Source organism: Streptomyces sp. NPDC005017 (genome assembly GCF_042873115.1).
Taxonomy (GTDB): domain Bacteria; phylum Actinomycetota; class Actinomycetes; order Streptomycetales; family Streptomycetaceae; genus Streptomyces.
The window spans coordinates 308,989-328,375 of sequence record NZ_JBIALD010000008.1 but is presented as its reverse complement, the minus strand read 5'-3'; the positions used below and the strand labels follow the sequence as shown (position 1 = coordinate 328,375).

Sequence of the window (19,387 nt, the reverse complement as noted above, 5' to 3'; positions counted from 1 at the left end):
TCACGCGGAGTTGCTGGTCGAGTGTGGCCGACGCCGTGTAGAAGTACGGGAATCGGGGAACCTTCTGGTCTCACACCGCGTTTCCGCTATGTGCACAGTGACATCGCGGTGACAGGGTGTGGCGACGAGCGGGGTGCGGCTACCATGACCGGCACGAGGACGGGCGGCGAAAGGGAGTCGTCCCCTGGGGCGGCATCCGCGGATGTCACCCCGAGTCCTGAGGACAGGGGAGGCCCCAAGCCGGGGCGAGGAGGGCGGGCCATGGTGCAGAAGGCCAAGATCCTCCTGGTCGATGACCGGCCGGAGAATCTGCTGGCGCTGGAGGCGATCCTCTCGGCGCTCGATCAGACGCTGGTTCGGGCATCGTCCGGGGAGGAAGCACTCAAAGCGCTGCTCACGGACGACTTCGCGGTCATTCTGCTGGATGTCCAGATGCCGGGCATGGACGGCTTCGAGACGGCCGCGCACATCAAGCGCCGCGAGCGCACGAGAGACATCCCGATCATCTTCCTCACGGCGATCAACCACGGCCCGCACCACACGTTCCGCGGGTACGCGGCGGGGGCGGTCGACTACATCTCCAAGCCGTTCGACCCTTGGGTGCTGCGGGCGAAGGTGTCGGTGTTCGTCGAGCTGTACATGAAGAACTGCCAGCTGCGTGAGCAGGCGGCGCTGCTGCGGCTCCAGTTGGAGAGCGGCAGCAAGGGCGGTTCGGTCGGCCCCGGCAAGGAGTCGGCCGGTCTGCTGGCCGAGTTGTCGGCGCGCCTCGCGGCCGTCGAGGAGCAGGCCGAGGCGCTGTCCAAGCAGCTCGACGACGACTCGGCGGACGCCGCCGCGGTGGCGACGGCCGCGCATCTGGAGCGCAAACTCACCGGACTGAGGCGGGCGCTGGACGCCCTGGAGCCCGGCACCGGCGGACCGTCCGTGCTGCCCTCGCAGAACTGACGCCCGCCGGGGCCCTCCTGGCTCGGCGTCAGTTTCGCGTGTCCACAAGGGCGACACGAACGGGTGAAGCAGCGGGCACACGTGTCCGCCGTCGCCTCCACAGGTAACCTCACACCTATGGCCTCACGTCCCTCCGCAGCCAAGAAGCAGCCCGCCAGGAAGGCGGCCGCTCCCGCGAAGGCTCCGGCGAAGAAGGCCGCCGCGAAAAAGGCTCCCGCGAAGAAGGCACCCGCCAGGAAGGCCGCGGCCAAGAAGGCGGCACCCCCGCCGGCCCCGAGCCCGACAGGGGGCGTCTACCGGCTGGTGCGGGCGATCTGGCTCGGCCTCGCGCACGCGGTGGGTGCCGTGTTCCGCGGCATAGGGCAGGGCGCCAGGAACCTCGACCCGGCCCACCGCAAGGACGGTGTCGCCCTGCTGCTGCTCGGCCTCGCGCTGATCGTGGCCGCGGGCACCTGGTCGAACCTGCGCGGGCCCGTCGGCGACCTGGTCGAGATGCTGGTGACCGGCGCCTTCGGGCGGCTGGACCTGCTCGTGCCGATCCTGCTCGCGGTGATCGCCGTCCGCTTCATCCGGCACCCGGAGCAGCCGGACGCCAACGGGCGGATCGTCATCGGCCTGTCCGCGCTGGTGACCGGCGTGCTCGGGCAGGTGCACATCGCCTGCGGCTCGCCCGCCCGCGAGGACGGCATGCAGGCGATAAGGGACGCCGGCGGTCTGATCGGCTGGGCCGCGGCCACCCCGCTGACCTTCACCATGACCGAGGTGCTCGCCGTACCGCTGCTGGTGCTGCTGACCGTCTTCGGGCTGCTGGTGGTCACGGCCACGCCGGTCAACGCCATTCCGCAGCGGCTGCGTCAGCTGGGCGTGCGGCTGGGCGTGATGCACGATCCGGTGCGCGAGGAGTTCACCGGGGACGAGGAGCGCTACGACGAGCAGTGGCGCGAGGCGCTGCCCGCGCGCCCCCGCAGGCGTGGCTCCGCGCCCGAGGCGTACGATCCGGAGACCGCCGAGGGGGAGGCGCTCTCCCGGCGCCGTGGCCGCCCCCGGCGCTTTGCCGCGTCGGGGCACGGGGCGGACCGGCAGATGGACGCCGTGGACTTCGCCGCGGCCGCCGCCGCCGATCTGGACGGGGCCGTGCTGCACGGCATGCCACCCTCGCCGATCGTCGCCGACCTCACCCAGGGCGTCAGCGTGTCCGACCGCGAGGACACCATGCCGACGCCCGTGCCGGCCCCGGCGGGACGGGCCAGGCAGGACAGGCCCCGACAGGAGAAGTCCCGGTCGGGGGTGGTGCCCGACCTCACCAAGGCGCCGCCGGAGGAGACGCGGGACCTGCCGCCGCGCGCCGAGCAGCTCCAGCTCTCCGGGGACATCACGTATTCGCTGCCCTCGCTGGACCTCCTCACCCGCGGCGGCCCCGGCAAGGCGCGCAGCGCCGCGAACGACGCCGTGGTCGCCTCGCTGACCAACGTCTTCACCGAGTTCAAGGTCGACGCCGCCGTCACCGGCTTCACCCGCGGCCCGACGGTCACCCGCTACGAGGTCGAGCTGGGCCCGGCCGTGAAGGTCGAGCGGATCACCGCGCTGACCAAGAACATCGCGTACGCCGTCGCCAGCCCGGACGTGCGGATCATCAGCCCGATCCCCGGCAAGTCGGCGGTCGGCATCGAGATCCCCAACACCGACCGGGAGATGGTGAACCTCGGCGACGTGCTGCGGCTCGCGGAGTCCGCCGAGGACGACGACCCGATGCTGGTCGCGTTCGGCAAGGACGTCGAGGGCGGCTACGTCATGCACTCGCTGGCGAAGATGCCGCACATGCTGGTCGCCGGCGCCACCGGCTCCGGCAAGTCCTCCTGCATCAACTGTCTGATCACCTCGGTCATGATCCGGGCGACCCCCGAGGACGTCCGCATGATCCTGGTCGACCCCAAGCGGGTCGAGCTGACCGCCTACGAGGGCATCCCGCATCTGATCACGCCGATCATCACCAACCCCAAGCGGGCCGCCGAGGCGCTCCAGTGGGTCGTGCGGGAGATGGACCTCAGGTACGACGACCTGGCGGCGTACGGGTACCGGCACATCGACGACTTCAACAAGGCGGTGCGCGAAGGCTCGGTGAAGCCGCCGGAGGGCAGCGGGCGCGAGCTCCAGGCGTATCCGTACCTGCTGGTGATCGTGGACGAGCTGGCCGACCTGATGATGGTGGCACCGAGGGACGTCGAGGACTCGATCGTGCGCATCACGCAGCTCGCGCGCGCGGCCGGCATCCATCTGGTCCTGGCGACGCAGCGGCCATCGGTCGACGTCGTCACGGGTCTGATCAAGGCGAACGTGCCGTCGCGGCTGGCGTTCGCCACCTCCTCGCTCGCCGACAGCCGCGTCATCCTCGACCAGCCGGGCGCCGAGAAGCTCATCGGCAAGGGCGACGGCCTGTTCCTGCCGATGGGGGCCAACAAGCCCACCCGTATGCAGGGCGCGTTCGTCACCGAGGCCGAGGTCGCGGCGGTCGTGCAGCACTGCAAGGACCAGATGGCGCCGGTCTTCCGGGACGACGTCACCGTGGGCACCAAGCAGAAGAAGGAGATCGACGAGGACATCGGCGACGACCTCGACCTGCTGTGCCAGGCGGCGGAGCTGGTGGTGTCGACGCAGTTCGGGTCGACGTCCATGCTCCAGCGCAAGCTGCGGGTCGGCTTCGCCAAGGCCGGGCGGCTGATGGACCTCATGGAGTCGCGGAACATCGTCGGGCCGAGCGAGGGCTCCAAGGCCCGTGACGTTCTGGTGAAGCCGGACGAGATGGACGGTGTGCTCGCGGTGATTCGCGGGGAGTCCGACGGGTAGCGGAACAGGGACCGCGCGAGCCGCACCGCGACCTGCCGGTTGTCCGATCGTGACTCACCCGTAAGGGATCATTGAGCAACCGTTTCCCTGTGGCGTACGTCAAGTTGAGGGAAGCGACAAAGAGGTACCCCACCATCGGGTTGACCGGCCATTCCGATGGCGTACAGATTTCCTCCGCCCGGTTGCCCCACCCCATTTGCACCCCCCTAGACTGAACCTCCAGCGCAGGCGGCTACACGCTCGAAAGGCGCCCCCGTGTCCATCGGCAACTCCCCTGAAGACGAGCGTCCGTTCGAAGACGTTTCCGAGGAAGCCCGCCCCTCCATCGGCCGTGCGCTGCGCGACGCGCGTGTCGCGGCCGGGATGACTGTCGACGACGTCAGTACCGCCACCCGGGTCCGGATCGCCATCGTGCAGGCGATCGAGGCTGACGACTTCGCACCCTGTGGCGGCGACGTGTACGCCCGCGGCCACCTCAGGACGCTGGCCCGGGCCGTCCGTCTCGATCCGGCGCCCCTGCTCGCCCAGTACGACGACGAGCACGGCGGCCGTCCGGCCCCCACCCCTGCCGCACCCCTGTTCGAGGCGGAGCGGATCCGCCCCGAACGCCGCGGTCCGAACTGGACCGCGGCGATGGTCGCCGCGATCGTCGCGGTGGTCGGCTTCGTCGGGTTCACCGTGGTCAAGGGCGACTCCGACAGCGGCGCGAAGAACGAGGTGGCCGGCGGCCCCTCGCCCACCACCAAGAAGACCGCCTCGCCCTCCGCGGGCGGCAAGAAGCCGGCCGCCCCCAAGCCGGACCCCACCGAGAGCGCCATCGCGGCCGCGCCCCAGGACAAGGTCACCGTCCAGGTCAGCGCCACGGACGGGCGCAGCTGGGTCGCGGCCAAGGACCACAACGGCCGGCTGCTGTTCGACGGCCTGCTCAAGCAGGGGCAGTCCAAGACCTTCCAGGACAGCTCCAAGATCAACCTGGTCCTCGGCGACGCCGGGGCCATCCAGCTCTACGTCAACGGCAAGAAGATCGACGACGACTTCCAGCCCGGCGCGGTGGAGCGTCTGACCTACACCAAGGGCGACCCCCAGGTCGGCTGAGGTGGGGCCTTCGGGCCCACAGCACGCGCATGTGGACGGGGTTGGCCAAGATCGGCCAACCCCGTCGACGTGGGGTGTCGGTGGGACGAAGTAGTCTTGAGCCCATGCCTGAACGCCGTACCGTCGCACTCGTCACACTTGGCTGCGCCCGTAACGAGGTGGACTCGGAGGAGCTCGCAGGCCGCTTGGAGGCGGACGGCTGGCACCTCGTGGAGGACGCCGCGGAAGCGGACGTCGCCGTGGTCAACACCTGCGGTTTCGTCGACGCCGCCAAGAAGGACTCCGTCGACGCCCTGCTGGAGGCCAACGACCTCAAGGGGCACGGCCGCACCCAGGCCGTCGTCGCGGTCGGCTGCATGGCCGAGCGGTACGGCAAGGAACTCGCCGAGGCGCTCCCGGAGGCCGACGGCGTGCTCGGCTTCGACGACTACTCCGACATCTCCGACCGCCTCCAGACCATCCTGTCCGGTGGCATCCACGCCGCCCACACCCCGCGCGACCGGCGCAAGCTGCTGCCGATCAGTCCGGCCGAGCGTCAGGATTCGGCCGCCGAGGTCGCCCTGCCCGGGCACGGCCCCACCGACCTCCCGGACGGTCTCGCGCCCGCCTCCGGCCCCCGCGCGCCTCTGCGCCGCCGGCTGGACGGCGCCCCGGTCGCCTCGGTGAAGCTGGCCTCCGGCTGCGACCGGCGCTGCACCTTCTGCGCCATCCCGTCCTTCCGCGGCTCCTTCATCTCCCGTCGCCCCTCGGACGTCCTGAACGAGACGCGCTGGCTGGCCGAGCAGGGCGTCAAGGAGATCATGCTGGTCTCCGAGAACAACACCTCGTACGGCAAGGACCTGGGCGACATCCGTCTGCTGGAGTCGCTGCTGCCCGAGCTCGCCGAGGTCGACGGCATCGAGCGGGTGCGGGTGAGCTACCTCCAGCCCGCCGAGATGCGCCCCGGCCTCATCGACGTGCTCACCGGCACCCCGAGGATCGCGCCGTACTTCGACCTGTCCTTCCAGCACTCCGCGCCCGACGTGCTGCGCGCGATGCGCCGCTTCGGCGACACCGACCGCTTCCTGGAACTGCTCGACACGATCCGCGGCAAGGCGCCGCAGGCGGGTGTGCGCTCGAACTTCATCGTGGGCTTCCCCGGTGAGACCGAGGCCGACCTGGCCGAGCTGGAGCGCTTCCTGACCGGGGCGAGACTCGACGCCATCGGTGTCTTCGGCTACTCCGACGAGGAGGGCACCGAGGCCGCCACCTACGGCAACAAGCTCGACGAGGACGTCGTCGCCGAGCGCCTCGCGCACGTCTCCCGGCTCGCCGAGGAACTCGTCTCCCAGCGCGCCGAGGAGCGGCTGGGCGAAACCGTGCGTGTGCTCGTGGAGTCCGTGGACGAGGAGGAGGGCGTCTTCGGCCGTGCGGCCCACCAGGCGCCCGAGACGGACGGCCAGGTGCTGCTCACGAGCGGCGAGGGACTGAGCGTCGGCCGTATGGTCGAGGCGAAGGTGGTCGGCACGGAGGGTGTCGACCTGGTGGCCGAGCCGCTGGCGGGCTCGCACGCGTGTAGCGAGGAGGCGGGCAGATGACCGGAGTACCGGCATCCGCCGCGGGCGGCCCCGCCAAGGCGGGCTCCTCCGCGAGCGGTGTCTCCCCGGCCGGCGCGTCGGCCCTGGGCCTCTCCAAGAGCCAGCCGGTCAGGCCCGGCACATCCGCCGCCGCTCCGGCCGGCGACGGCGGCTCCTCCGCGGCCGGCGACGGCACCGCGCGGACCCCGCGCGGCGGCAAGCTGGCGGCCGCGGCCGTCAACCAGGCGAGCGTCTGGAACATCGCCAACCTGCTGACCATGCTCCGGCTGGTCCTGGTGCCGGCCTTCGTCGCGCTGATGCTGGCCGACGGCGGATACGACCCCGCCTGGCGCTCGTTCGCCTGGGCGGCCTTCGCCATCGCCATGATCACCGACCTGTTCGACGGGCATCTGGCGCGCACCTACAACCTGGTCACCGACTTCGGGAAGATCGCCGACCCCATCGCCGACAAGGCGATCATGGGCGCGGCGCTGATCTGTCTCTCCTACCTCGGCGACCTGCCGTGGTGGGTGACCGCGGTGATCCTCGGCCGGGAACTCGGGATCACGCTGATGCGTTTCCTGGTCATCCGGTACGGCGTCATCCCCGCCAGCCGCGGGGGCAAGCTCAAGACGCTCACCCAGGGCGTGGCCGTGGGGATGTACATCCTGGCGCTGACGGGGTGGCTGGCCAGCCTGAGGTGGTGGGTGATGGCCGCGGCCGTCGTGCTGACGGTCGTGACCGGGCTGGACTACGTAAGACAGGCCATTGTCCTGCGCCGACAGGGAATGGCCGAGCGCGAGCGGGCGTCGGAGGAGACGGAAGCGTGAGTTCCACCGCCGCCGATGTGGTGCGACTACTGACGGTGAAGGGCGAGACGCTCGCCGTCGCCGAGTCGCTCACCGGCGGAATGGTGGCCTCCGCACTGACCGCGGTCCCCGGGGCGTCCAAGGCCTTCCGGGGCTCCGTCACGGCGTACGCCACGGCTCTGAAGCATGAGCTGCTCGGGGTCGACGCCACCCTGCTGGAGGAGCGCGGCGCGGTCGATCCGCAGGTCGCGGCTCAGATGGCGGCCGGTGTGCGCAGGGCACTGGGTGCCGACTGGGGCATCGCGACGACCGGTGTGGCCGGCCCCGACCCCCAGGACGGCCGGCCCGTGGGCACGGTCTTCATCGCCGTCGACGGCCCCCTGGGGGCGCATTCCGTTTCCGCCGGTGGCGGAAAAGTGGAGGCGCTGCGGTTGAACGGCGACCGTGCGGAAATTCGTATGGAGAGTGTACGGAGCGTGCTCGGCCTGCTTCTGAGGGAGCTCGCGGGCGAACAGACCGGGAATGAGCGGGCACAGGATACGGAACAGAACGGGGGGTTTTGATGTTTGCAGCCCTGAGTGAACACGACATCGCTCCCCGCACGGCCGCGGCGCGAGGCGGTACGGTGGGGCGTGAAGGATGCGGCTACGCGGTCCGAGGAGGGAGCCACCGATGATTCTGCTCCGTCGCCTGCTGGGTGACGTGCTGCGTCGGCAGCGCCAGCGCCAGGGCCGTACTCTGCGCGAAGTCTCCTCGTCCGCCCGAGTCTCACTCGGCTATCTCTCCGAGGTGGAGCGGGGGCAGAAGGAGGCTTCCTCCGAACTGCTCTCCGCCATCTGCGACGCGCTGGACGTACGGATGTCCGAGCTCATGCGGGAAGTGAGCGACGAGCTCGCCCTCGCCGAGCTGGCCCAGTCCGCAGCGGCCACCCCCAGCGAACCCGTGCCCACGCCGGTGCGACCCATGCTGGGTTCCGTTTCGGTGACCGGTGTGCCACCGGAACGGGTGACGATCAAGGCGCCCGCCGAGGCGGTGGACGTCGTCGCCGCCTGACGGTCGTGCGCATGAGCGCGTGATGCGACGCGATGCGTTGTGTGAGGCCCTGGTCAGGGCTTCTCCGGGTAGCCGGGGAGGTCGGCCGGGGCCTTTCGCGTGGGTGCGGCCGTGTGGAATATGCCACAAATCAACCCGCTTGCCTCCGTTTGCCGCTGTCGGGCGGCGCGGTCATGGTGGAGGGGCATGTCCCGCCGCGGCCCGCGGAGATCCGCCCGTACGCCGTGCGGGACATCCTGCGTCCGTGTGCCCGGGGTGCGCCCTGGTGACGGAAGTGAGGCGTACTCAGCGTCGTTCGTCGGGCGACGGTCCGCTGAGGCGGTGGCCGACGGGATCGGGCTGGAGGTGGCGCCATGGTGGGGCGGATAGCGCGCTGGGGGGCCGGTCTGGGGTTCGGCGCCCTGTGGTGGTGGGCCGTGGTGCGGCTCACGGTCACGCCGGACGCCGGGGTGCTGGAGGGTGCCGTGGCGGCCGGGGGCTGGGGGCTGAGCCTGCTGCCGGTGCACTGCGTCCCGAAGAAGCGGGCGACGGGAGCGCTCGCCACGGGTCGCTGGGTGCGGGCCTGGCGGGTGGGCGACAGGGGGCTGGGGGGCGGTCTCGGGGGGCCGGGAGGGGGACGCCGGGGCTGATGGTCGGCTCTCGGCGGCCGTGCCGATTGGAGGACTGCTCGACGGTCGGTCGAGACGGGGTCCCGATAAGCGGGGGTTCCTGGCCCCGGCGGGCGGGGTGGAGTGGGCCGACGGGGGTGAGCGGGCGCAGACCGGGGCCCGGTGACGCCGGCGTTTCTCACCATGGCATGGCGACGCCGCCGTTCGGGCGGAGGATCTGGCCCGTCATGAAGGCGGAGGCGTCCGACGCCAGGTGGAGAACGGTGTGGGCCACGTCCTCGGGCTCGCCCACTCGGCCCAGCGGCGATCTGCGGGCCATGAGCGCCTCCGCACGGGCCTGTTCCCCGGCCTCGTGCCGGTCGGTCATCGGCGTACGGATCCAGCCCGGCGCGACGGCGTTGACGCGGATGCCGTGCCGGCCGACCTCGTTCGCGAGAGTCCTGGTCAGCTGCACCACCGCCGCCTTGGCCGCGCCGTAGCAGAGCAGGCCCGGGCCGCCCGTGTCGACGGCACCGGATGCCATGGTGACGATGCTGCCCCTGATGCCGCGGGCGATCATCAGCCGTGCCGCCTCCTGGCAGGCGTACAGCACACCCTTGAAGTTGACGTCCAGCACCCGGTCGAGGTCCTCGTCGCGGGTCTCCAGGACCGGGCTGCTGTGCATGATCCCGGCGACGGCCGCCAGCACGTGCAGCCGCTCGCAGCCCGCGACGGCCTGCCGCAGCCGTGCGCGGTCGGTGACGTCCAGGAGGTGGGTCACGGCCGTGCCGCCCTCGGCCTTGATCAGTGCGGCCGTCCCGTTGAGACCGGAGGCGTCGAGGTCGGCGCAGTGCACATGGGCGCCCGCGCGGGCCAGCAGAACCGCGCTGGCCCGTCCGATGCCTCCGGCGGCGCCGGTGACGAAGGCGGTGCGTCCGTTGAGGTCGTACGCGTCGACGGCCATGAAGGGACCGTACGAGCGTTTCTGACGGATCGTCAATCAGTGGGTCGGCGGCTTCTGCGGGCGGCCGGGGAGCCCGGTGCCGGGGCCGGGCCCGGCTGGCAGGTCGGGCACCAGTAGGTGGGGCGCTCGCGGGAGCCGTCGCCCTGGTCCGCGAGGCGCACGGGCGTGCCGCAGCGCAGACAGGGCCGGGACGCCCGGCCGTACACGAACAGGTCCTGCCCGCGGCGGGCCGTCGTGGTGCGCACCGGGCGTTCGCGGTTGGCCTCCAGGAGTCTTTTGGCGAGGACGGGCAGCGCGGCCGTGCGGTCGGCGGGGAGGGCGCCCACGGGGAGCCAGGGGGTGACGCCGAGCAGGAAGCAGAGCTCGCTCTTGTACACGTTGCCGATCCCGGCGAGGTTGCGCTGGTCGAGCAGCGACTCGCCGAGGGGGCGGGACGGGTCCGTGAGGAGGTTCGCCAGGGCGCGGTCCGGGTCCCAGTCGGGGCCCAGCAGATCGGGGCCGAGGTGGCCGACGACGCGTTCCTCCTCGGAGGTGCGCAGCAGTTCCAGGACGGGGAGGCGGTAGCCGACGGCGGTGTGCGCCGGGTTGCCGAGGACGGCCCGGATCTGATGGGCGGGGCCACCGCTCCACCGCTGGTCCGCCGTGAACACCTTCCAGGAGCCGTCCATCCTGAGATGCGAGTGGAGGGTGATGCCGCCCTCGAAACGGGTGAGCAGGTGCTTTCCGCGGGGGGTGACGTCCAGGACGGAGCGGCCGGTGAGGTCGACCGTGGCGTACTTCGGCACCCTGAGGTCGCAGTGGGTCAGCATCTGGCCCGCGAGGGCGGTGTGCAGCCTCTTCGCGGTCTGCCAGACGGTGTCGCCTTCGGGCATGGGTCAAGGGTGGCACGGGGACATGTGTGTCACGCTCTCAGGCGCAGACCGCGTGGGGTCGCGATGAAGCCCGCTCCCTCCAGAACGGTGCCGATGGGTGAGGTCAGGGCCGGGACGCCGTTGACGCGCTCCACGGTGACCGTGCCGAGGGAGCCCGCGCGGGCGGCCGCCGCGAGCGCCTCGGCGGCCTCGTGCAGCCGCGGGTCGTCCGAGGGTGAGCCGCTCGTGCCGTCCGGGTCGGGGAGCCAGGCCAGCAGGGTCTTGCCGCCGCGCTCCATGTAGAGGGTCAGCTCGCCGTCGACCAGGACCACGAGCGAGCCCGCCTTGCGCCCCGGCTTGTGCCCGGCGCCGGTGGGCGGCTCCGGCCAGGACAGGGCGGCGCCGTACGCGTTGGCCGGGTCGGCGGCGGCGAGGACGACCGCGCGGGAGGCGGGGGCGGGGCGTCTGCCGTGGCCCGGGGCGTAGGGGGGCGTGCCGGCGCCTCGCCAGGGGGCGTTCTGGGACGGCCGGCCGCTCGAGCCGTAGCGGTCGTACGGGGTGTTCGTGCGGTACGGGTCGTTCGCGCCGTACGAGTCGTTCGGCTCGCGCGGTTGGGCGAGGTCGCGTGGGGAGACGTAGTCGCCCGGGGCGGTCCGGTTGCCGGCGTACGGGCGGCCGCCGGGCGAGGTCGGGTCGTCGGGGAACGCGAACTCCCCGGGCGTGACGGGGTCGTTCGGGAAAGTGAAGTCGCCGGGCGACGCGGGCCCGTCGGGGAGGGCGAAGGCCTCGTCGGTGAAGGGCGCGTTCGTGCCGAAGGCGGCCGCCGCCGGGTTCTGTCCCCGGCCGTCGGCGAAACCGGGGACGGGCAGGCCCTCGCGGGCGTTGGAGACCGCGCGCAGGCGGTCCACCGCCCCGTCCATCGCGAACTGGGCCGCGCCCAGCCCCTCCACGACATAACCGCGGCGGGCCTGTCCGGTCTCCTCGAAGGCGGACAGCACGCGGTACACCGCCGAGAACCCTCCCTCGACGCCCTCGGAGGACACCGCTCCCCGGGTCACCACGCCGTGCCGGTCGAGGAGGACCCGGGCCAGCGCGTGGGCCCGCACGGTCGGATCGGCGTCGCGCTCCGGCAGGAGCGACCAGCGGCCGGCGACCGTCGGGGGGCCGGTGCGGGAGGCCGGGCGGGCGGCGGCGGTCAGCGAGCCGTAACGCCCGCGCGGGGTCGTGCGCTTGGCGCGGTGGGCCGTGGAGCCCGCCGTACGGCCGGAGCCCAGCAGGGCGCGCATCGGCGCCAGCGTGTCGTTGGTGAGGCGGCCGGACCAGGCCAGGTCCCATACGGCGTCGGCCAGTTGGGGATCGGTGGCGTCCGGGTGCGTGGTGGCCCGGACCTGGTCGGCGATCTGGCGGAAGAACAGGCCGTAGCCGCCGGACAGGGTCCCCAGGACGGACTCGTGCAGGGCTGTCGGCTCCAGCGGGTGGGGCGGTGGCAGCAGCAGCGGGGCGGCGTCGGCCATGTACAGCGAGACCCAGCCGTCCTTGCCGGGCAGGGAGCCCGCTCCGGCCCACACCACCTCACCGGACGCGGTGAGTTCGTCCAGCAGAGCCGGGGTGAAGTCGGAGACCCGGGAGGGCAGCACGAGCTTCTCCAGGGCGGACGCGGGTACGGACGCGCCCTGCAACTGCTCGACGGCCCGCACCAGGCCGTCGACGCCGCGCAGCCCGTGCCCACGGCCGATGTGCTGCCACTGCGGGAGGAACTGGGCGAGCGCGGGCGGCGGCACCGGCTCCAGCTCGTGCCGCAGCGCGGCGAGCGAACGGCGGCGCAGCCGGCGCAGGACCGTCGCGTCGCACCACTCCTGGCCGATCCCGGCCGGGTGGAACTCGCCCTGCACGACCCGGCCGGCCGCCGCCAGCCGTTGCAGGGCGCCTTCGGTGACCGCGACGCCGAGCCCGAAGCGGGACGCCGCCGTGGCGGAGGTGAACGGGCCGTGGGTGCGGGCGTGGCGCGCGAGGAGGTCGCCCAAGGGGTCCTTCACGGGTTCGGTGAAGGCTTCCGGCACGCCGACCGGCAGCGCGGTGCCGAGCGCGTCGCGCAGTCTGCCCGCGTCCTCGACGGCGGCCCAGTTGTCGGCGCCCGCGATGCGGACCCGGATGGCGCGCCGGGCCGCGGCCAGGTCGTGTGCCCACTGGGGCTGCGCGCCGCGCTCGGCCAGGTCGGCGTCGGTGAGCGGGCCCAGCATCCGGAGCAGGTCGGCGACGCCCTCGGCGTCCTTGACCCGACGGTCCTCGGTGAGCCACTGCAGCTCCCGCTCCAGTTCGGTGAGCACCTCGGCGTCGAGCAGTTCGCGCAGTTCCGCCTGGCCGAGCAGCTCGGCGAGCAGGCGGGAGTCCAGCGACAGGGCGGCCGCCCGGCGTTCGGCGAGCGGTGAGTCGCCCTCGTAGAGGAACTGGGCGACGTATCCGAAGAGGAGAGAGCGGGCGAAGGGGGACGGCTCGGGGGTGGTGACCTCGACGAGGCGCACCTTGCGCGACTCCAGGTCACCCATCAGCTCGACGAGGCCCGGGACGTCGAACACGTCCTGGAGGCATTCGCGGACCGCCTCCAGGACGATCGGGAACGAGCCGAACTCGCTCGCTACCTGGAGCAGTTGGGCGGCACGCTGGCGCTGCTGCCACAGCGGCGTGCGTTTGCCCGGGTTGCGGCGCGGGAGCAGCAGCGCGCGGGCGGCGCACTCGCGGAAGCGCGACGCGAACAGCGCGGAGCCGCCGACCTGGTCGGTGACGACCTGGTCGACCTCGCCCTTGTCGAAGACGACGTCCGCCGCGCCCACGGGCGCCTGGTCGGCGTCAGCCGCCGTGTCGAGGGGGGTGCCCGTCTTCATGGGCTCCTGGTCGAGCAGCTCCAGGCTCATCAGGTCGGCGTCGGGTAGGCGCAGCACGATACCGTCGTCGGCGTGCATGACCTGGGCGTCCATGCCGTAGCGCTCCGACAGGCGGGCGCCGAGCGCCAGCGCCCAGGGGGCGTGGACCTGGGCGCCGAAGGGGGAGTGGACGACGACGCGCCAGTCGCCGAGCTCGTCCCGGAAGCGCTCCACGACGATCGTGCGGTCGTCCGGGACGTGGCCGCAGGCCTCGCGCTGCTCGTCCAGGTAGGACAGGACGTTGTCGGCGGCCCAGGCGTCGAGGCCCGCGGCGAGCAGGCGCAGCCGGGCGTCGTCCTTGCCCAGGGAGCCGACCTCGCGCAGGAACGCGCCCACCGCGCGGCCCAGTTCGAGCGGGCGGCCCAGCTGGTCGCCCTTCCAGAACGGCAGCCGGCCCGGCACGCCCGGCGCGGGGGAGACCAGCACGCGGTCGCGGGTGATGTCCTCGATCCGCCACGAACTGGTGCCCAGCGTGAAGACGTCACCCACGCGGGACTCGTAGACCATCTCCTCGTCCAGCTCGCCGACCCGCCCGCCGCCCTTCTTGGGGTCGGAACCGGCGAGGAAGACGCCGAACAGACCGCGGTCGGGGATCGTGCCGCCGGAGGTGACGGCGAGGCGCTGCGCTCCTGGCCGGCCGGTCACCGTGCCCGCGACGCGGTCCCACACCACGCGTGGGCGAAGTTCCGCGAAGGCGTCGGAGGGGTAGCGGCCGGCGAGCATGTCGAGGACGGCCGTGAAGGCGGACTCGGGCAGCGAGGCGAAGGGCGCCGCGCGGCGGACCGCGGCGAGCAGGTCGTCGACCTGCCAGGTGTCCATGGACGTCATCGCCACGAGCTGCTGTGCCAGCACGTCCAGGGGATTGGCCGGGACCTTCAGCGACTCGATGGAGCCGGTGCGCATGCGCTCGGTGACCACGGCCGCCTGCACGAGGTCGCCGCGGTACTTCGGGAACACCACGCCCGTGGAGACCGCGCCCACCTGGTGCCCGGCACGGCCCACGCGCTGGAGCCCGGAGGCCACGGAGGGCGGGGACTCCACCTGGACGACGAGATCGACCGCGCCCATGTCGATGCCGAGTTCGAGGCTGGAGGTGGCGACCACCGCGGGCAGGCGGCCCGCCTTGAGGTCCTCCTCGACCAGCGCCCGCTGCTCCTTGGAGACCGAGCCGTGGTGGGCGCGCGCGATGACCGGCGGGGCGCCCATCGCCGCGCCGGAGCCGCCCATCAGCTGGGCGGGACCGTGCTGTTCGTCCAGGGGCTCGCCGGTGGCGCGCTCGTAGGCGATCTCGTTCAGCCGGTTGCACAGGCGCTCGGCCAGGCGGCGCGAGTTGGCGAAGACGATGGTGGAGCGGTGCGACTGGACCAGGTCGGTGATGCGTTCCTCGACATGCGGCCAGATCGAGGGGCGCTCGGCGGCGGAGTCGCCGTCGACCGCCGGGGCGGTGCCCAGCTCGCCGAGGTCCTCGACCGGGACGACGACCGAGAGGTCGAACTCCTTGCCCGACTTCGGCTGGACGATCTCCACCTTGCCGCGCGGCGCGAGATAGCGGGCCACCTCGTCGACCGGGCGCACGGTCGCCGACAGGCCGATGCGGCGGGCCGGCTTCGGCAGCAGCTCGTCCAGCCGCTCCAGGGTCAGGGCGAGGTGGGCGCCGCGCTTGGTGCCGGCCACCGCGTGGACCTCGTCGAGGATCACCGTCTCGATGCCGGTCAGCGCGTCGCGCGTGGCCGAGGTCAGCATCAGGAACAGGGACTCCGGGGTGGTGATCAGGATGTCCGGAGGACGTGTGGACAGCGCGCGGCGCTCCGCCGGCGGGGTGTCGCCGGAGCGGATGCCCACCTTCACCTCCGGCTCGGGCAGGCCCAGCCGGACGGACTCCTGCCGGATGCCGGTCAGCGGACTGCGGAGGTTGCGCTCGACGTCCACGGCCAGCGCCTTCAGCGGCGAGACGTACAGCACGCGGCAGCGCTTCCTGGGGTCCGCGGGCGGGGGAGTGGTGGTGAGCTGGTCCAGCGCGGCGAGGAACGCGGCCAGCGTCTTGCCGGACCCGGTCGGCGCGACCACCAGCACGTCCGAGCCCTCCCGGATGGCCTGCCACGCGCCCGCCTGGGCCGCGGTGGGCGCGGAGAAGGCCCCCGTGAACCAGCCGCGGGTCGCGGGGGAGAAGCCGTCGAGGGCCCGGTGGGCGGAGCTGACCATGCGTCCATCCTGCACCCACACACTGACAACGGCGCTGAGCTGGGGGTTTCGGGGCGGGCGGGGTGCGTGGGCGGCGGGCGCTGAGCTGCGGGTCGTGGTGCGGGCGGGCTGTGCGGGCGGCCGGTGTGCCGCCGCCGGGCAGCGGGCCGACGGGCTTCGGCGGCCGATCCGGGTGGGCCCGTCCCGGGTGTCCTGGGCGTGCCGGGTGGGCCGGTCCCGGGCGTCCCGGCCCGTGCCGGGCGGGTTTCCGCGCGCCGATCCGGTTGGCCGACAATGGGCGCATGGCGGGTTCCGGGGAGCGGGCACGGCACTGGCAGTACGCGGAACTGCCCGGTGTCGATCTGCTGCGGGCCCGGTACATCCGCAAGACGTTCGTCCGGCACACCCACGAGCACTTCGTGATCGCCGCCATCGCCGACGGCGTCGAGATCTTCCACCACGGCAGCGGCGACCAGTACGCGGGCGCGGGCGCGCTGGCCCTGGTCAACCCGGACACCCCGCACACCGGACGGGCCGGAGTGCCCGAGGGCTGGCGGTACGGGGCGGTCTACCCCTCCCCGGACGTCGTGTCCGCCATCGCCGCCGAGACGACCACGATCCGCGGCACCCCGGGCTTCGTCAGGCCCGTGCTCGACGACCCCTACACCGTCGCCCTGGTCCACAGGGTGCTGCGCGCCGCCGACGAGGGCAACGCCCTGGCCGCCGACACACTGCTGCGGGTGGCCGTGACCCGGCTGCTCCGGCTGAACGGCGGGCCCCTTCCGCAGCGGGCGGTCCGGACCGCGGGCGCGAGCGTCGCCGCACGCGCGCGTGCCGCGCTGGAGGACCGGATGACCGGGCCGCCGACCCTGGAGCGCCTCGCCGCGGACCTCGGCACCAGCCCCTTCGCCCTGCTGCGCGCGTTCCGTGACGCCTACGGGATGCCGCCGCACGCCTGGCTCACCGACGCGCGCGTACGGCGGGCGCGGGCGCTGCTGGACGCGGGCACCTCGCCCGCCGAGGCCGCCGTGGCGGTGGGCTTCACCGACCAGCCGCACCTGAACCGGCACTTCAGCCGCATCGTGGGCGTACCGCCGGGCGCGTACCAGCGGGAGCGCAAGAACGTACAAGACGGCACGCGCGGGCTCCTCGTACCGTCCGAGGCGTGGCAGAACAGACAGCGCTCACAGCGGACACACGGGCCGGCGGCCCGGGAAGGCGGGACACCGGCCGCGCGGCGGACACCGGTGGTCCGCGGAAGCCGGACGCGGCCGTCGTACGGGACGCCCTCGGAGTCGGGGTCGCCGTAGGGCTGTCCGGCTTCGCCTTCGGGGTGACGTCGGCGGGCGGCGGGCTCACCCTCCTGCAGACCTGTGCGCTCAGCCTCCTGGTCTTCACCGGGGCGTCCCAGTTCGCGCTCGTGGGGGCCCTGGCGGCCGGAGGGAACCCGTTCACGGCGGCCGCGGGTGCCTTCTTCCTGGGCGTGCGCAACGCGTTCTACGGGCTGCGCCTGTCGCAGTTGCTCGCGCTCCCGCGCGCGCTGCGGCCCTTCGCCGCGCAGTGGGTCATCGACGAGACCACGGCCGTCGCGCTGGCCCAGCCCACACGCCGTGCCGCGCGGATCGGCTTCACGGTGACCGGGCTCAGCCTCTACGTGCTGTGGAACCTCACCACGCTGCTCGGCGCGCTGGGTGCCGAGGCCATCGGCGACACGGACGCGTGGGGTCTGGACGCCGCGGGGCCCGCCGTCTTCCTGGCGCTGCTCGCGCCCATGCTCACCAGCGCCACCGAGCGGGCCGTCGCCGGCCTCGCCGTGATCCTCGGGCTCGCCCTGCTGCCGGTGCTGCCCGCGGGAGTGCCGGTGCTGCTGGCCGCGCTGGCGGCGCCCGCCGTGCTGTGGGTACAGGGACGCCGCCGGAGAGCCGAACCACGTCGGCCGGGGCCGGTCGCGAGTGCCGGCGGTGACGGGAGGGCGTCCCGCGGTGACGGGAGCGTGTCCGGCGGTTCGGACACGACCTCCGGTGGTGACTCGGGTGCGCCCGGCCGCGGGGAGACGCCCTCCGGCGAGGACGAGAGCGCGAAGGACGGGCGATGAACTTCTGGATCGCGATCGCCATCACCGCGGTCGGCTGCTACGCCGTCAAGCTCGCCGGACTGCTCGTCCCCGCGGGTGCCCTGGAGCGCCCCCTCGTCAGGCGGCTCGCCGAGCTGCTCCCGGTGGCGCTGCTCGCCGCCCTCACGGCGCAGCAGACCTTCGCCGACGGCCGGACACTGGTGCTGGACGCGCGGGCGGCCGGGCTCGCCGCGGCCGCCGTGGCACTGGTGCTGCGCGCTCCCTTCCTGGCCGTCGTGGCGGCCGCGGTGCTGGTCACGGCGGGGGTGCGGGCGCTGGGCGGATGAGAGGCGGCCGACTCCGGGGCTGGGCGGACGATGCAGGACAGCGCCCGCCTCGGAGCCTCGGTGCGACAGGGCCTCGCTCCTCGGCACCTCCGTAGCACGCCTGCGCCTCACTCCCCCGGCTGCCCGGCGCCCCACCCCCGGCTGGCTGGTGCCTCACCCCCGGCCGGCGCCTCATCCGATGAACCGGCCGTACGCCCTCAGGGTGCGCAGGGCCTCGATCGTCACCATGGGACGCGCCTCCAGGGCGGTGCCCGGCGCCCACCGGCGCCAGCGGACGGGCCAGCCGCCGTCCTCCTCCTGCTCGGCGGCGAGGAAGTCCAGGGAGCGCGCCATCTCCTCGTCGGTGAACCACGCGCGCGCGAGGGACTGCGGTGTCCTCGCGAAGTCGTGCGGGAAGTGGTGCTCGTCCGGCCCGTATCCCGGAGCCACCGGGTAGGCGTCGAGGTCCGCCGGGTCCAGCGCCGCGAGCCGCTGCTCGCGCACCAGGCGGCCCAGCCGGTCCGCAGCCGACTGCGCGCGTGACCGGTCGGGTGCCGAGTCCAGGAAGGCGACCGCGGCATGGATCTCGTAGGGGTGCGAACTCTTGAGCGACTCGACCGCCTCCCAGCAGAAGTCCGTGGCCCGGAACAGCCATGCGTGCCACACCTCGTTGCGGTGCAGCACCCCCACCACCGGCCCGGTGGCCAGCAGCTCGCCGGGCGGGTCGTCCACGATCGGCACGAACGGGGCCGCCGGATAGCCACGCTGGCTGGGATGCACCGCCGCAAGGGCACCGTCCGGCGTCGAGACGAGGGTCAGGTAGCGGCAGACGCGCTCCACGCGCTGTCCGCCGCAGCGCCCGATGGCGTCCAGCACGCGCAGTGCGTGCGCGGTGTGCAGCGGCTGGCTGACGGGGCCGCGCAGATCTGGCTCCAGGGCGTGCCCGTATCCGCCGTCCTCGTTGCGGTAGGCGTCCAGCGCGGTCTCCACCGGATCGGCGGTGCCGTCCAGGAAGTGGTACGCGAAGAGCCGCTGTTCCAGCACGCGCGCGGTGAGCCAGACGAAGTGCTCGGCGCGGAAGAGCGGGGAGTGCGCCGGGGGCCTTGCGGGGAGTGGGGAAGCTCCGGTTTCGGACATGGTCAGACCGTAGGGCCGAAAGCGGTCCGGGAGAGCCGCCCCGGCCGGGGCCCACTCTCAGGGGC

At 73.1% G+C, this 19,387-nt stretch carries 14 protein-coding genes and 1 pseudogene; 11 read left to right on the top strand and 4 right to left on the bottom strand.

Annotation, left to right across the window (positions count from 1 at the left end; genetic code table 11):
- Positions 1–261: 261 nt before the first annotated feature.
- The 8 genes from ACFYR0_RS15580 to ACFYR0_RS15545 all read left to right on the top strand — a co-directional run bounded on the left by ACFYR0_RS15580 (position 262) and on the right by ACFYR0_RS15545 (position 8,931).
- Positions 262–945 (top strand): two-component system response regulator, encoded by a 684-nt coding sequence (locus tag ACFYR0_RS15580; RefSeq protein WP_389327056.1) that lies wholly within the window; start codon positions 262–264, stop codon positions 943–945.
- Positions 946–1,062: 117 nt separating this feature from the next.
- Entirely contained in the window at positions 1,063–3,789 is a 2,727-nt protein-coding gene (locus tag ACFYR0_RS15575) for a DNA translocase FtsK (protein ID WP_389327053.1), read from the top strand.
- A 255-nt stretch (positions 3,790–4,044) separates the two neighbouring features.
- Complete coding sequence (locus ACFYR0_RS15570; RefSeq protein ID WP_389327050.1) at positions 4,045–4,884, top strand: helix-turn-helix domain-containing protein; 840 nt, start codon at positions 4,045–4,047, stop codon at positions 4,882–4,884.
- Positions 4,885–4,988: 104 nt separating this feature from the next.
- Positions 4,989–6,461 (top strand): 30S ribosomal protein S12 methylthiotransferase RimO, encoded by a 1,473-nt coding sequence (gene rimO, locus ACFYR0_RS15565; protein WP_389327047.1) that lies wholly within the window; start codon positions 4,989–4,991, stop codon positions 6,459–6,461.
- Positions 6,458–7,270, top strand: a complete 813-nt coding sequence (gene pgsA / locus ACFYR0_RS15560) for a CDP-diacylglycerol--glycerol-3-phosphate 3-phosphatidyltransferase (protein WP_389327044.1) — start codon at positions 6,458–6,460, stop codon at positions 7,268–7,270. The genes rimO and pgsA overlap by 4 nt, the downstream gene beginning before the upstream one ends.
- Positions 7,267–7,812 (top strand): CinA family protein, encoded by a 546-nt coding sequence (locus tag ACFYR0_RS15555; protein WP_389327041.1) that lies wholly within the window; start codon positions 7,267–7,269, stop codon positions 7,810–7,812. Before pgsA ends, ACFYR0_RS15555 begins: the two co-directional genes overlap by 4 nt.
- A 109-nt stretch (positions 7,813–7,921) precedes the next feature.
- Positions 7,922–8,302 carry a helix-turn-helix domain-containing protein gene (locus ACFYR0_RS15550; protein ID WP_003993396.1) on the top strand — a complete coding sequence of 127 codons (381 nt, stop codon included), beginning with the start codon at positions 7,922–7,924 and terminating at the stop codon, positions 8,300–8,302.
- 353 nt (positions 8,303–8,655) lie between these two features.
- Positions 8,656–8,931, top strand: a complete 276-nt coding sequence (locus tag ACFYR0_RS15545; protein WP_389327037.1) for a hypothetical protein — start codon at positions 8,656–8,658, stop codon at positions 8,929–8,931.
- Between the two features lie 157 nt (positions 8,932–9,088).
- On the opposite strand, the gene ACFYR0_RS15540 is transcribed toward ACFYR0_RS15545, so the two are convergent.
- From ACFYR0_RS15540 to ACFYR0_RS15530, 3 genes are read right to left on the bottom strand one after another with little or no spacing between them, the layout of a single operon-like run.
- Complete coding sequence (locus ACFYR0_RS15540; protein ID WP_389327034.1) at positions 9,089–9,853, bottom strand: SDR family NAD(P)-dependent oxidoreductase; 765 nt, start codon at positions 9,851–9,853, stop codon at positions 9,089–9,091.
- A gap of 32 nt (positions 9,854–9,885) precedes the next feature.
- Complete coding sequence (locus ACFYR0_RS15535) at positions 9,886–10,725, bottom strand: Fpg/Nei family DNA glycosylase (RefSeq protein ID WP_389327031.1); 840 nt, start codon at positions 10,723–10,725, stop codon at positions 9,886–9,888.
- 29 nt (positions 10,726–10,754) lie between these two features.
- Complete coding sequence (locus ACFYR0_RS15530) at positions 10,755–15,827, bottom strand: ATP-dependent helicase (RefSeq protein ID WP_389327028.1); 5,073 nt, start codon at positions 15,825–15,827, stop codon at positions 10,755–10,757.
- Positions 15,828–16,108: 281 nt separating this feature from the next.
- On the opposite strand from ACFYR0_RS15530, the pseudogene ACFYR0_RS15525 reads away from it, so the two are divergent.
- From ACFYR0_RS15525 to ACFYR0_RS15515, 3 genes and pseudogenes are all read left to right on the top strand, one after another.
- A pseudogene (locus tag ACFYR0_RS15525) lies at positions 16,109–16,858 on the top strand (AraC family transcriptional regulator); the annotation flags it as partial.
- A gap of 113 nt (positions 16,859–16,971) precedes the next feature.
- Positions 16,972–17,901: an AzlC family ABC transporter permease gene (locus tag ACFYR0_RS15520; RefSeq protein WP_389327026.1), complete on the top strand. Its 930-nt coding sequence runs from the start codon at positions 16,972–16,974 to the stop codon at positions 17,899–17,901.
- The gene (locus tag ACFYR0_RS15515; RefSeq protein ID WP_389327023.1) at positions 17,898–18,206 is read left to right on the top strand and encodes an AzlD domain-containing protein; all 309 of its coding nucleotides are present in this window, start codon (positions 17,898–17,900) and stop codon (positions 18,204–18,206) included. The genes ACFYR0_RS15520 and ACFYR0_RS15515 overlap by 4 nt, the downstream gene beginning before the upstream one ends.
- 171 nt (positions 18,207–18,377) lie before the next feature.
- On the opposite strand, the gene ACFYR0_RS15510 is transcribed toward ACFYR0_RS15515, so the two are convergent.
- Entirely contained in the window at positions 18,378–19,322 is a 945-nt protein-coding gene (locus ACFYR0_RS15510) for a hypothetical protein (RefSeq protein WP_389327020.1), read from the bottom strand.
- Positions 19,323–19,387: the final 65 nt, after the last annotated feature.